Origin of the sequence: Brasilonema sennae CENA114, from assembly GCF_006968745.1 — a bacterium.
Taxonomy (GTDB): Bacteria; Cyanobacteriota; Cyanobacteriia; order Cyanobacteriales; family Nostocaceae; genus Brasilonema; species Brasilonema sennae.
This window is the reverse complement of the sequence record NZ_CP030118.1, coordinates 3853341-3867505: the sequence shown is the minus strand read 5'-3', so window position 1 is coordinate 3867505 and position 14165 is coordinate 3853341. Positions and strand designations below refer to the sequence as shown.

8 protein-coding genes, 3 rRNA genes and 2 pseudogenes are annotated in these 14165 nt (G+C 44.6%); 4 read left to right on the top strand and 9 right to left on the bottom strand.

Annotated elements, in window-relative coordinates; all coding sequences use genetic code 11:
* Positions 1-23: 23 nt before the first annotated feature.
* The 3 genes and pseudogenes from DP114_RS16445 to DP114_RS35035 form a co-directional block, all read right to left on the bottom strand.
* Positions 24-839: a WecB/TagA/CpsF family glycosyltransferase gene (locus DP114_RS16445; protein WP_171976599.1), complete on the bottom strand. Its 816-nt coding sequence runs from the start codon at positions 837-839 to the stop codon at positions 24-26.
* 461 nt (positions 840-1300) lie between these two features.
* Positions 1301-1597, bottom strand: a complete 297-nt coding sequence (locus DP114_RS16440; protein ID WP_171976598.1) for a hypothetical protein — start codon at positions 1595-1597, stop codon at positions 1301-1303.
* A 463-nt stretch (positions 1598-2060) separates the two neighbouring features.
* A pseudogene (locus tag DP114_RS35035) lies at positions 2061-2455 on the bottom strand (transposase); the annotation flags it as partial.
* Between the two features lie 75 nt (positions 2456-2530).
* On the opposite strand from DP114_RS35035, the gene DP114_RS34415 reads away from it, so the two are divergent.
* The 3 genes from DP114_RS34415 to DP114_RS16420 all read left to right on the top strand — a co-directional run bounded on the left by DP114_RS34415 (position 2531) and on the right by DP114_RS16420 (position 3499).
* Complete coding sequence (locus DP114_RS34415; protein WP_211178321.1) at positions 2531-2725, top strand: hypothetical protein; 195 nt, start codon at positions 2531-2533, stop codon at positions 2723-2725.
* Positions 2726-2816: 91 nt separating this feature from the next.
* Positions 2817-3029, top strand: a complete 213-nt coding sequence (locus tag DP114_RS34410; RefSeq protein ID WP_211178322.1) for a hypothetical protein — start codon at positions 2817-2819, stop codon at positions 3027-3029.
* Positions 2999-3499: an IS630 family transposase gene (locus tag DP114_RS16420; RefSeq protein WP_171976597.1), complete on the top strand. Its 501-nt coding sequence runs from the start codon at positions 2999-3001 to the stop codon at positions 3497-3499. Before DP114_RS34410 ends, DP114_RS16420 begins: the two co-directional genes overlap by 31 nt.
* Positions 3500-3771: 272 nt before the next feature.
* Here DP114_RS16420 and DP114_RS16415 read toward each other — a convergent pair.
* The 5 genes and pseudogenes from DP114_RS16415 to DP114_RS16395 form a co-directional block, all read right to left on the bottom strand.
* Positions 3772-4620, bottom strand: a pseudogene (locus DP114_RS16415) (reverse transcriptase domain-containing protein).
* Between the two features lie 295 nt (positions 4621-4915).
* A 5S ribosomal RNA gene (gene rrf, locus DP114_RS16410) occupies positions 4916-5033 on the bottom strand.
* 95 nt (positions 5034-5128) lie between these two features.
* A 23S ribosomal RNA gene (locus DP114_RS16405) occupies positions 5129-8015 on the bottom strand.
* A 392-nt stretch (positions 8016-8407) separates the two neighbouring features.
* A 16S ribosomal RNA gene (locus DP114_RS16400) occupies positions 8408-9898 on the bottom strand.
* The 16S, 23S and 5S rRNA genes sit together here, the layout of an rRNA operon.
* 620 nt (positions 9899-10518) lie before the next feature.
* Positions 10519-11583 carry a potassium channel family protein gene (locus DP114_RS16395; RefSeq protein WP_169263838.1) on the bottom strand — a complete coding sequence of 355 codons (1065 nt, stop codon included), beginning with the start codon at positions 11581-11583 and terminating at the stop codon, positions 10519-10521.
* A 133-nt stretch (positions 11584-11716) separates the two neighbouring features.
* Between DP114_RS16395 and DP114_RS16390 the strand changes: the two genes are divergently transcribed.
* Complete coding sequence (locus DP114_RS16390; protein WP_171976596.1) at positions 11717-12982, top strand: aspartate aminotransferase family protein; 1266 nt, start codon at positions 11717-11719, stop codon at positions 12980-12982.
* A gap of 246 nt (positions 12983-13228) precedes the next feature.
* On the opposite strand, the gene DP114_RS16385 is transcribed toward DP114_RS16390, so the two are convergent.
* The gene (locus DP114_RS16385) at positions 13229-14116 is read right to left on the bottom strand and encodes a hypothetical protein (protein ID WP_171976595.1); all 888 of its coding nucleotides are present in this window, start codon (positions 14114-14116) and stop codon (positions 13229-13231) included.
* Between the last annotated feature and the right edge of the window lie 49 nt (positions 14117-14165).

Here is a 14165-nt window from a genome sequence, read left to right as displayed (position 1 = left end):
ATATCACCACACTCACCAATCTACTAATCTCTCCATCCTAAGTATCGTTCACGAATATGGAATGGTGTACTGATCAACGAAGTTGAAGTCAATAGTTGCTTAAAAGCCAACCAAAGAAATGGTGGAATAGTCTTGGTATAGCGTTTGCAAAGGCGACGGGGTTCTTGTATCCATCGATAAAGCCATTCCAAACCAGAATCCCGCACCATGCGTGGTGCTCTTTTATGGAGACCTGCATAAACTGGGAAAGCACCACCCAGCCCAACCATGACTGCTTGAATTCTGTCCTTGTGCTGCGCCATCCAATTTTCTTGTTTGGGACATCCTAAACAGACAAACACCAAACCAGCTCCGCTGGAATTGATTCTTTCGATAAGTGCTTTATCTTCTGTTGGTGTCAGGGGACGAAAAGGCAAAGGTTCCATCGCTGCAATATTCAGGTTGGGAAATTCCTGAGTTAACCTTTCTCTCATCTGAGAAAGAACCTCTGTTTGAGAACCCATAAAATAAACACTGACATTCGATTCTTGAGCAAGCGCACACGATGCCTGTAGAATATCGATTCCTGCTACGCGGTCTTGGTATTTTACCCCCAAAAGTTTCATCATCCACACCACAGGCATACCGTCAGGAGTGACGAGGTCTGCATTCTTCAGTACAGTACCAAAGTCTGGATTCCAATATGCCTCCATTAGCATATGTACGTTTGCAACACATACAGTTTTACTTTCATGTGCGATCGCCCATCGCAACATTGTTCGTATCTGATCATCTAAGCGTAAGGCAGTAATCGGAAAATCTAATACTCTTTGAGTCGGTAGAAAAGCTCTTCCTACCATAAGTCACTCCTTGTGTCTAACAGAGAACAAATCATCTTTACGACCATCCCAAACTTTGAAGTGTATCAGTCTATCTCACTTGACTGACTCATTTCAACTTTTAGTACACAGTCGAAAGTTAACACATGGAGATGCAGTAGCTTTTACTAGAAATCGCCGACTTCCCTGGTATGAATTTATTTACATTAGCCTGTATTTTACTTTACTCTAAAAATCTACTTCTTTAAGCATATTTTATGAAACTTTACATTAACTTTATATCAAAATTACATTGATTTTATATTTTTTTCTATTAAAAAAAGAAAGATTTGATGAGTACATATATTGAAATTTGCTCAGCAAAATCACAGACAATCAAAAAAACAAGAGCTAACACTGAATCAGGAAAACTAACTGTGATTTTAAATACATTTTCTTTGCTCTAAATCGAGCAATTCTTACTTGATCAAGTTAATAGAGTCTTATTTATCGTTCAACTTTGACACCTTATGTAGCCTGCCGTGACAAACTATGTTGTCTTTGCTAAGAAATGAAAAAATCAGGGGGAAGATTAAATTTTCTTCCCCCTGTCTTTGCTTTTTCTTTTTTCCTTGTTTTCTACTATCTGCTTGATTGTCTTTTTCGAGTTTACTGCCTTCTTTAAGTCTTTTCCGAAGCATTTGCTGTTGTTTCTTAACTTGTCTCTGCCTTGCAGAACCCCCTCTACCTTTGTCATTTCTACCTTCTTGCCGAGGAGATTCCCATCTTTTTAGTCGCATATTGCTCATCCTTTAATAACTTGACAAATAAAATAAGATTGAAATAATGAAACCTCTGTTAAGACCAAGAAATAAGCTAAATTTTTAGATTTATTTATATTATTATATAACACTTCATATTTATTCGATCTTCAAATTCAATAAATATCACTGGAAAATTGATATATATTATCTAAGTAGCAACGAAGCGATCGCAGAATTTATCTTTTAAGTTTTTTTAGCTTGACCTACTTAAGCACTACAGTTTACACAATTTTTACACTATATATCATTCTTCACTATGTCTTAACGGTTATCCGGAATTATATCTATATATCCACACAAAAAACACATAAAAATATCTAATCCACTTCATTCTTGGCATAAAAGGTTGTGACTATGCATACACTGAAGTTGCCAGCCCTAATTTGGTTTAAAGTGATCTATATTCTGCACCTATACATGTACATAATATCAAATTACTATGAAGTCTGGCATTATCGATTACCACAACCTGTCCGGGTTCAAGTGTCGAAAGCAAACAAGTTTCCAGCCAGGTTTCAAACAGTATTCGATTACACACTCCAACAAAAGCGAAGGGAGCTATTAAATTTTGCTTACATAGTTCTGCAATCATGTTTACCCCCCCTCACGTCGCCCTGATTTAAGTGCATGAAAGCGCTGCCCTTTTTGATTCCAACCATAATCATACTTGAGAGCGGTGATCCATCCCAGACTCATCGAGGTATAAAATTTTATCTGGGGGTAGTGTGGACAACTGCTCTACAAACGCCTGCTGTTTGCCTTCATCGCGCTCACGGTAGCCGTAGATCTTTTTTTTCGAGTGAAGCCAATTTTCTTCAATGCCGGTGAGACTGTGCATTACAGCGGTTTTCAGTTGAGTAGACTACAAATATAGTAAAATAGAGGGGCAGTAAAAATACTCATAAGTAAATGCCTGCTCCTTACTCAACGGATGTACGCCAACGTGTGATTGATGCTTATAATGCTAAAGAAGGGTCGGTTCGACAACTCGCCGACCGATTCAAAGTGAGTTTATCGTTTGTTCAACGTTTGATATGTCGCAATAGTTACACAGGACAAGTGACTCCGAAACCTCATGCAGGTGGTGCGATTCCTAGCCCCTAAGAGGGGCGCTACGCAAACGGAGAGCTAAGCGCCAGAGGCGCACGCTACGCGAACGCTTAACGCCAAAATAACGGTTGAGGACTTACCAACAGTGCAGCAGTTAGTGGATCAACAACCGGATGCCACATTGTCAGAATTATGTGAGCGTTTGGCGAAACACAATGGGATTCAAGTCAGCGTACCGACCATGCATCGTGCTGTTCAACGGTTGGAGTTAAGCACTAAAAAAAAACACTTTATGCCAGTGAGCAAGACAGCCCACGAGTTGAACAAATGCGCTTTGAGTATCGGGATTGGGTGTTGAGCGTTGATCCACATAATTTGGTATTTGTAGATGAATCAGGTCTAAAGTTGGGAATGACCCGGCTATATGGGCGTGCACCACGTGGTGAGCGGTTGTACGACTCTTGCCCCAGAAATCGAGGAAAAAATATATCATTAATCGGGGCACTGAGTGTGGATGGACTTATTGCCACCATGAGTATTGCGGGTAGTGTGAACACCAACGTATTTGTAACCTACGTCCAAGAGGTTTTGGCACCTCAGTTGTGGGTGGGAGCCATTATAGTGATGGATAATTTGTCGGTACACACTGCTGCGGTAATTCAAGAGGTGATTGAAGCTGTTGGTGCAAGGGTAGTGTTTTTGCCTCCTTATTCACCGGATTTATCCCCAATTGAATTGTGCTGGTCAAAACTCAAACAGTGTTTACGTACTGTAAAAGCGAGAACTACTGAGGCACAAAACCCACGCTTTAACGCAGATTATTACTAAGCAAATCTCCTCTGATGATGCTTGGGGTTGGTTCGCTCATTGTGGTCTATTCATCTGAAAACCGCTGTAAGTCATCAAGTTCGATAGATTGGATGACCTTTTGAGGAAGGTCGTAACTGTAGGCTTTGGACATATAAGAATGCGATAAGCAGGAGGCTTGACACTACTTTGTATCGCACTCTACAGGATAAAAAAAGGGACTACTTCTAGTTTCTGATCAAACCGCCTTGGCGGTTGCTATATCTTGCGATCACTTGCATTTACTGATACTTTTAACCCTGACATTTTCTGACATCGAGTACAACATCTAGATTTTTTGGTTTCCAATTGTTGTGGTTTCCGTCTATATGGTGTAGATGTACTCGTTCTTCACTTGTACATTTTAATGCACAATATCCACATGTATGGTTTTGCTTTTTGAGAGCTTTAGAGGTTTCTCCGTCGTAGAGCTTACTATTGCGTTCGCTCCAGTACGTTAGGTCGCCGTCGTAGGGTGATTTATTTCCTTTAAAATTGACGTGTTTATTTTCGGAGTAAGAAACCTTGGGAAATGCGATTTCAATCAGTTTATTGGTTGATTCTCCCGTTTGCTTTGTTTCTTTATTGAACACTTTCCACGTTCTGTGATTTAACAAGCAAAGTGAGAATTTTGAGGAATCCATATTGCAGAACTTGTGGTAGTTTCTCCATCCTCTAACTATTGGTGCGAGCTTTGCAGCTTTTACCTTAGCGCCATAATTTGAGCTATTAACGATGGCTTTTACCTTATGACGAAACTTTTTATAGTTATCCACTCAGGGAGTACATCTAAATTTTCCGTTGCTTTGCACTCTAAAATGCCACCCAAGGAAGTTAAATCCATCTGTCGTTGCGGTTAGTTTTGTCTTTTTCTCACTTACCTTTAACCCTCTTGCTCCTAAAAACTGGCTTGTTTTTTCAAGTATTTTTGTTGCATTGTCTTCGGGTTTTAAAATTATTACCATATCATCGGCGTCTCGCACAGATTGGTGAATATTTTCTATTCCGTGGAGGGCGATGTTAGCTAATAGTGGGCTTACCACACCACCTTGGCATGTAATCCATTTCAGGATACGTTTCCGTGTGCCCCACGGTACGCGGATTACTCCAAAAACTTTTTAATTTTCGACAATCGCTTGAAAATCTTAGCTGTTTATCGAGTTCTCGCTGCTCGTTACCCCTAAAATTCCTAACTCAAAATGTGTCTTAACTGTTTCACGATGTTAGAGGAGTTTCACCCCGGCATTTTGATTATAACAAGTTTTGACTAAAGCCGTCGTAGAAGGACGGAGCTTTAAACCCAGTTTTTTGGTAAAAAACCGATAGTGACCGTTGAAGAAAAGCAACAAGGGTGTTGCGATATAGCGCAACACCCTTTTGTTGTTAGTTGAAATCAAATCCTGGCATCGAGCTATTGTCGCAGACAGCTACCCACCTACTATCGTCGCCGCTGCAGCGTTTCACACCTGAGTTCGGGATAGAATCAGAGTGGTTCCACCGCGCCATTGACACCAGGAAAACCTTGGGGGAAATTCAAAATTCAAATCTAGTTGATTTTGAATTTTTTCAAACCCTGAAGACTGCACAGAAACGCGATTAGCAATTGTTGTTGAAGTCAAGCCCTCGGTCTATTAGCATGGGTCGGCTGAACACATTACTGCATGTACACCTCCCACCTATTAACAGGTGTTCTGCCTGTGACCTTACTGGCTAATGCCATGAGAGTACTCATCTTGAGGTGGGCTTCCCACTTAGATGCTTTCAGCGGTTATCCGCTCCGCACATGGCTACCCAGCGTTTACCGTTGGCACGATAACTGGTACACCAGCGGTGCGTCCCTCCCGGTCCTCTCGTACTAAGGAGGGCTCCTCTCAATACTCTTACGCCTGCACCGGATATGGACCGAACTGTCTCACGACGTTCTGAACCCAGCTCACGTACCGCTTTAATGGGCGAACAGCCCAACCCTTGGGACGTACTTCCGCCCCAGGTTGCGATGAGCCGACATCGAGGTGCCAAACCTCCCCGTCGATGTGGACTCTTGGGGGAGATCAGCCTGTTATCCCTAGAGTAACTTTTATCCGTTGAGCGACGGCCATTCCATTCTGTGCCGTCGGATCACTAAGACCGTGTTTCCACCCTGCTCGAGTTGTTGCTCTTGCAGTCAAGCTCCCTTATTGCCTTTACACTCAAAGCACGATTTCCAACCGTGCTGAGGGAACCTTTGTGCGCCTCCGTTACCTTTTAGGAGGCGACCGCCCCAGTCAAACTGCCCACCTGAAATTGTCTCCTTTCCGGATCACGGAAACGGGTTAGAATCCTAGCTTCGCCAGAGTGGTATCTCACTGTTGGCTCCACACTCCCCACAAGGAATGCTTCAATGCCTCCCACCTATCCTGCGCAAGCCAAGCCCGGACCCAATTCCAGGCTACAGTAAAGCTTCATAGGGTCTTTCTGTCCAGGTGCAGGTAGTCCGTATCTTCACAGACACTCCTATTTCGCCGAGTCTCTCTCCGAGACAGTGCCCAGATCGTTACGCCTTTCGTGCGGGTCGGAACTTACCCGACAAGGAATTTCGCTACCTTAGGACCGTTATAGTTACGGCCGCCGTTCACCGGGGCTTCGGTCGCCAGCTTTACCTTTCGGCTGACCAGCTTCCTTAACCTTCCGGCACTGGGCAGGCGTCAGCCCCCATACTTCCTCTTACGAGTTGGCGGAGACCTGTGTTTTTGGTAAACAGTCGCCTGGGCCTCTTCACTGCAACCCACTCACGTGGGCACCCCTTCTTCCGAAGTTACGGGGCTATTTTGCCGAGTTCCTTAGAGAGAGTTATCTCGCTCCCCTTAGTATTCTCTACTCCCCCACCTGTGTCGGTTTCGGGTACGGGTACTGAGCTTTCATCACATTCACAGCTTTTCTTGGCACTAACATAACTACACGACCTCCGTAGAAGTCTCCCAATCCAGTCAGGGCGTAGCTTACTTTCATGCGCACTGCAAATGCTCCCACTCAATAGTCAGGGATTGTTGACCCTGTGTCCATCGACTACGCGTTTCCGCCTCGCCTTAGGTCCCGACTAACCCAGAGTGGACGAACCTGGCTCTGGAACCCTTGGGGTTTCGGGGTATTGGATTCTCACCAATATTTTCGCTACTCAAGCCGACATTCTCACTTCCGTTTCGTCCACACCTGCTCGCCGCTAGTGCTTCTTCCTAATACGGAACGCTCCCCTACCAGTTCAGTTCTCAGTTACCAGTTAACAGTTATTACAAACTTTTGGTTCATTCATAACTGATAACTGATAACTTTTTACTAAAATCCACAGCTTCGGTACATCGCTTAGTCCCGTTCATTTTCGGCGCAGGAGCGCTTGACCAGTGAGCTATTACGCACTCTTTTAAGGGTGGCTGCTTCTAGGCAAACCTCCTGGTTGTCTGTGCACTCCCACCTCCTTTGCCACTTAGCGATGATTTGGGGACCTTAGCTGGTGGTCTGGGCTGTTTCCCTCTTGACGATGAAGCTTATCCCCCACCGTCTCACTGGTTGTGTGTACATCTGGTATTCTGAGTTTGTCTCGATTTGGTACAGCTTTCGCCGCCCGCACCGAAACAGTGCTTTACCCCCAGACTATAATCACAACCGCTGCGCCTCAACACATTTCGGGGAGAACCAGCTAGCTCCGGGTTCGATTGGCATTTCACCCCTAACCACACCTCATCCGCCGATTTTTCAACATCGGTCGGTTCGGACCTCCACTTGGTGTTACCCAAGCTTCATCCTGGACATGGTTAGATCACCCGGGTTCGGGTCTAAAAACACTGATTCGCGCCCTCTTCAGACTCGCTTTCGCTTTGGCTACAGTTTTTCACCTTAACCTACCAGTGCCTTTAACTCGCCGGCTCATTCTTCAACAGGCACGCGGTCATCCGTTGAATCGGACTTCCACTGCTTGTGGGCGAATGGTTTCATGTTCTATTTCACTCCCCTCATTGGGGTTCTTTTCACCTTTCCCTCGCGGTACTGTTTCGCTATCGGTCACACAGTAGTATTTAGCCTTACGAGATGGTCCTCGCTGATTCACATGGGATTTCACGTGCCCCATGCTACTCGGGATACAGCTAGTATCTTTTTGTTTTTGACTACAGGACTCTCACCTTCTCTGGTACAGTTTTTCGCTGCTTCGTCTAACATAAGGATTCCTTGTTGCTGTCCCACTACCCCAAAAAGCAAGCTTTTTGGTTTAGGCTTTTCCCCTTTCGCTCACCACTACTTAGGGAATCTCTTTTGATTTCTCTTCCTCCAGCTACTAAGATGTTTCAATTCGCTGGGTTGGCTCTTTCCTGTCTATATATTCAACAGGCAGTTCTTGGGGTTGCCCCATTCGGACATCTCCGGATCTATGCTTGCTTCCAGCTCCCCGGAGCGTTTCGTCGGTCACCACGTCCTTCTTCGCCTCTGTGTGCCTAGGTATCCACCATTCGCCTTTCATTGCTTGACTACAAACAATCATTGCTTTTTGCTTGGAGTTTTAACTGTTAATAACAGTTAACTACCTGACATTTTTCGCGTTTCTATGCAGTTTTCAAGGTTCTTTTGCTGGAAATACCCCAGCATTCTTGCTTTCAATCACAAGATGCTGAATCTTATCCAATTCTATATACTCTTAATAAGCTAATACAAGAGTTATTAACTAAAAAACTAACAAAATTAAATCTGTCATTCAGAAATAACAATTTAGTTTTTCTAAGAAGTTTACAGTTAGACAACTTAGGTGAACCAATAATAGTTTGAAAGCTTGCACTATTGACTAATGAACGACCTCGGGATAGCTTTTGAGTTACTAGCTATTAACTAACTGTTTCTAACTATCTCAAAAGTGGGTCTCCCTAAAAAGGAGGTGATCCAGCCACACCTTCCGGTACGGCTACCTTGTTACGACTTCACCCCAGTCACCAGTCCTACCTTCGGCGTCCCCCTCCTCGAAAGGTTAGGGTAACGACTTCGGGCGTGACCAGCTTCCATGGTGTGACGGGCGGTGTGTACAAGGCCCGGGAACGAATTCACTGCAGTATGCTGACCTGCAATTACTAGCGATTCCTCCTTCACGCAGGCGAGTTGCAGCCTGCGATCTGAACTGAGCCGTGGTTTATGGGATTTGCTTGCTATTGCTAGCTTGCTGCCCTTTGTCCACAGCATTGTAGTACGTGTGTAGCCCAGGACGTAAGGGGCATGCTGACTTGACGTCATCCCCACCTTCCTCCGGTTTGTCACCGGCAGTCTCCCTAGAGTGCCCAACCGAATTGCTGGCAACTAAGAACGAGGGTTGCGCTCGTTGCGGGACTTAACCCAACATCTCACGACACGAGCTGACGACAGCCATGCACCACCTGTGTTCCGGCTCCCGTAGGCACTCTTCCGTTTCCAGAAGATTCCGGACATGTCAAGCCCTGGTAAGGTTCTTCGCGTTGCATCGAATTAAACCACATACTCCACCGCTTGTGCGGGCCCCCGTCAATTCCTTTGAGTTTCACACTTGCGTGCGTACTCCCCAGGCGGGATACTTAACGCGTTGGCTACGACACTGCCCGGGTCGATACGGGCAACGCCTAGTATCCATCGTTTACGGCTAGGACTACTGGGGTATCTAATCCCATTCGCTCCCCTAGCTTTCGTCCCTCAGTGTCAGTTATGGTCCAGCAGAGCGCTTTCGCCACCGGTGTTCTTCCTGATCTCTACGCATTTCACCGCTACACCAGGAATTCCCTCTACCCCTACCATACTCTAGTCACTCAGTTTCCACTGCCTTTATCTGGTTGAGCCAGATTCTTTGACAGCAGACTTGAATAACCACCTGCGGACGCTTTACGCCCAATCATTCCGGATAACGCTTGCATCCTCCGTATTACCGCGGCTGCTGGCACGGAGTTAGCCGATGCTGATTCCTCAGGTACCTTCAGTACTTATTCCCTGAGAAAAGAGGTTTACAACCCAAGAGCCTTCCTCCCTCACGCGGTATTGCTCCGTCAGGCTTTCGCCCATTGCGGAAAATTCCCCACTGCTGCCTCCCGTAGGAGTCTGGGCCGTGTCTCAGTCCCAGTGTGGCTGGTCATCCTCTCAGACCAGCTACTGATCGGTGCCTTGGTGCGCTCTTACCACACCAACTAGCTAATCAGACGCGAGCTCATCTTCAGGTGATAAATCTTTCACCGTTAGGCACATCCGGTATTAGCAATCGTTTCCGACTGTTGTCCCGAACCTGAAGCCAGATTCTCACGCGTTACTCACCCGTCCGCCACTAAGTTCCGAAGAACTCCGTTCGACTTGCATGTGTTAAGCATACCGCCAGCGTTCATCCTGAGCCAGGATCAAACTCTCCGTTTTGATTCTGAGTTTATCAAGGCTCCGGAAACTAATTTCCGAAATCTTTGCTTATGTGTTTCGTAGTTTCACTAATCAGTGAAACTGCTAATCTATTCTTTGAATCACGAGTCTTAGTGCTTTAGACTTTCAAACTATTTATTTTTCTTTGGTTCGGCGTGTCTTTGTTTTTGACACTTTATTTAAGATAAACTCTAAATTTTCTTTTGTCAAGGGGTTTATCAAACTTTTTCTTGTTCCTTTCGCTAGTGGTCTGGCAAGCCAACTTTGCAGACCATCCACCACTTAATACTTTTAGGTGCAACTGGCTTACAGTAAGCTTTTCATAGTCCAGTGTGTTTACTTTGGTTGTGACGGTAGCTTTAGTGCAGATTTTTCCAGACTGGGAAGCTAGACTGTGTGGCTCCTATAAATCAATATTAGGACTTAGGCACACTGTAAGTATTCTTGGCATTTTTGGCGTCTTTGGGATTGCTAGTTAACCATAGGGGCGATTTTTGCCTAAGTCCAGAATATTTTTAGTGATTTGTGCTTCAACATAGCTTACTCATCACAAGCTACCCATCTCCGCATTTTTGAGTTTCAAGACAAAAATCGCACTGTTAACTTACTTCTGGTCTGATCTAACTTTTCCTGGGTCGTCGTAGTCTCTTAGAATTTATCGGTCCTAAAACCTTGTTAAGGGCACGCAATTGTTCAGCTGTACCCATAGCTATCAGAACATCTCCTGGTACAAAAGCTGTTTCAGGAGTGGGACCACCAATGAGTTCACCACTAGCGCGGCGGATCGCAAGTAACAGTGCTCCAGTTTTGGCTCGCAAGTTTGCCTCTCCTAAAGTTTGACCTACAAAAGGACAGGTCGCAGGGTCTAGCAAAAATTCCTCCATATACAATTCTCTGTCTGTACCAGATATAATGCCATCAACAAAATCCATGACCTGGGGTCTAAGGGCTGCAGCTGCCATGCGCTTGCCTCCAGTTATATAAGGAGAAACTACAGCATCCGCACCAGCACGTTGTAACTTTTGCAAAGCTTCCTCTGTACTGGCGCGCGCGATCGCCCGAATTTTCGGATTAAGCGTTTTCGCGGAAAGAACTACATATAAGTTTTCTGCATCTGAAGGTAATGCCGCTACGATACAAACCGCCCGATCAATGCCAACTTTCCACAAAGTTTCATCCAATGTGGCATCTGCTTGATAGACTATGTAATCTTTTTGTTGAGCTATTTGTACAGATTCGAGATCAGAATCAATAATGACAAAAGGAACATTTTCTGCCCTAAATTCTATAGCAATTTGGCGACCTGTGCGGCTAAATCCACAGATGATATAATGCTGCGTTAAGGATTCCATCAAGCGCCTCTGTTGTCGTATTCTAATTCCTTGTTGAAAGTAGCCTTCAATAATAGCTTCTGTAAATCGGTTGACAATGTAACCAATACTAATAACACCCATCAAAATCAAGGCGATGGTAAATAATCTTCCTCGTGGTCCTAGCGGTCGGATTTCACCGTAACCAACCGTAGATAATGTGATAACCGTCATGTAAGCTGCGTCTTCCCAAGACCAATCCTCCACAAACTTGTACCACAAAGTGCCAATGAAAAAGACTCCGGCAAGAGCTATCACCCCTGCTTTTAACTCTTTCTGGATACGTTGGTATTTTTGTTCAAGTGTTGAATACACGGTTTTTTTCCATTGCCACTCGTTTGAGAATATCTGAGTGCTAGCTTAAGATGAGGTTTGTAAGAAGATTTTTTTCAAGATTCTCATAGAAACTAGTATCCAACGGTAGGATAAAAAATTTCAGGAGTAAGTAGTGAGCATACAAACTCTGATTTCACAAGCGACGACTCCGTCTAGCCCCTTTGATACCGATAGCTTCAATCAAGTTGTCATGTCCACCTATGCACGGTTTCCCATAGCCTTAGAACGGGGTGCTGGATGCCGTGTTTGGGATACACAGGGGCGAGAATATCTTGACTTTGTAGCAGGTATTGCCACTTGTGCCTTGGGACATGCCCACCCTGCATTAATTGAAGCAGTAACACAACAAGTACAAAAACTACACCACGTTTCTAATTTGTACTACATTCCTGAGCAGGGGGAATTAGCAAAGTGGATAGTCCAGCACTCCTGTGCTAATCGCGTATTTTTCTGCAACTCCGGGGCAGAAGCCAATGAAGCTGCGATTAAACTGGCTCGCAAATACGCCCATACAGTGCAACAAATTGAAAAACCAATCATTTTGACCGCACATGACAGTTTTCACGGAAGAACTTTGGCAACAATTACCGCCACAGGTCAACCGAAGTATCAAAAAAACTTTGAACCTTTAATGCCCTGTTTCCACTATGTACCCTACAATGACATAGAAGCAGTGGAAGTAGCGATTAGCGAACTCGATGAAGGTGATTATCGCGTAGGGGCAATTTTGATAGAACCATTGCAGGGAGAAGGCGGTGTACGACCAGGAGATATTGCCTACTTCCAAAAGCTGCGGCAGATTTGCGATGAAACTGGTGTTTTGCTGATTTTTGATGAAGTGCAAGTCGGCATGGGGCGCACCGGTAAGTTATGGGGTTACGAGTGTCTTGGTGTTGAGCCAGATATCTTCACGAGTGCCAAAGCCTTGGGCGGTGGTATCCCCATCGGGGCAATGATGTCCAAATCATTCTGTGATGTTTTTCAACCAGGAGAACATGCGAGTACCTTTGGCGGAAATCCTTTTGTCTGTGGAGTTGCCCTGACAGTGTGTCAAACTTTAGAGCAGGAAAATATTTTACAAAACGTAGAAGAACGGGGTGAACAGCTGCGAGTTGGTTTGCAGGCGATTGCAGCAAAATACCCCAATCACATTAGCGAAGTACGCGGCTGGGGTTTGATCAACGGTATGGTATTAAATGCACAAATTGCCCTAACAGCAGCAGACGTTGTGAAAGCAGGAATCGACGAGGGCTTATTGCTTGTTCCCGCAGGTCCTAAAGTCATTCGGTTTGTGCCACCGTTGATTGTGACAGAAAAAGAAGTTGAGGAAGCATTGCAAGCTGTTGACAGGGCAATGGCGAGTGTCACAAAAGAATGAACAAGAAAAATGGTGGCACTGATGAAGTTAGTAACCTTCAACACTAACAGAAATCTGTCCTCAATAGATATACGTGTAAAAACCTAGCGTTTGGACGCTTGTTAGTTTCAGCTTCGAGTAAGGCTTGAGCCACGTGATTAAAAAAAATCATACGTGGTTTTTAGGGGAGAGAGATACGCTGACGTATACTCTCTTACCCAACTAATCATAAGTGGTGAATCACATGCTTAAGTTAACTCAACCAAGCTAAATTGCGATTCTGGCAACATCAAAATCTTTTATCCTAGTAATAACTCCAGTGCTTTTATTGATGGTATGGAGATATTTAGGTGACTCATATCTTCGAGCACCTAGGGCGAACAATTCGTTTGATGAAGAGCAAACCAAGCCACTGAAGCCACTATTCCAAGGTTGAGCGTTAAAGGTTAGTGGGGTTGTTTGGTTTTTGCTATTTATTTGTAACAAACTTGTTGTGCCTTGGCGATCAACACTAATCCCATAAAGATTTCCATCTGGACATTCAGCGACAGTAGTAACCCGCACATTTCCAGATAGTTTATCTTCATCTGTAATTTGGCCTGTTTGAGAGTTAATACTCACTATACTCATGGGGGATGTACCATTTCTTTTGCCGACTAAAGCACCCAGAGAGCCGTTTTTACGGGTGAACAAGTCAATAATCGTCTCTTGCTTTTTGAGTGCTGAAATCGTTACAGTTTTTGGAGAAGCACCCAAAACAAGGAGGCGAGTCAATTGATCGGCTCTGTTGTCTGTTGTACTAGTAGTGGCTACTACCTGTGTGCCATCTTTTAAAATAGCGAAACCAGTTATTTGGTCAGCGAACTCCAGAATAGGTGGGCTTGTCAGTATCAGACCACGGTTTAAAGACCGGACAACAAGAGGTTGGCTAGTGGATAGAGCAATAACTTTGCTAATAGTTTGCTCTATATTTTCGGTACTCTCTATTTCAGGAGTTGCTAAATCATCAGTGATGGTAGAACCAGCAACCAAACCTAAGATGTCTGAACTCGGCGTTTGTGCCAAAGTTTTGTTTACGAACGTTCCTACGGTAGCCACTACAGTGGTGGCGATCGCTGCCTGACCAAACTGTCTGCGTGTTAACTTCAGGTTCATATTTGATGCTTACAATTATTGCGTCTGAGTTATCGAGTCAGGAAAAAAT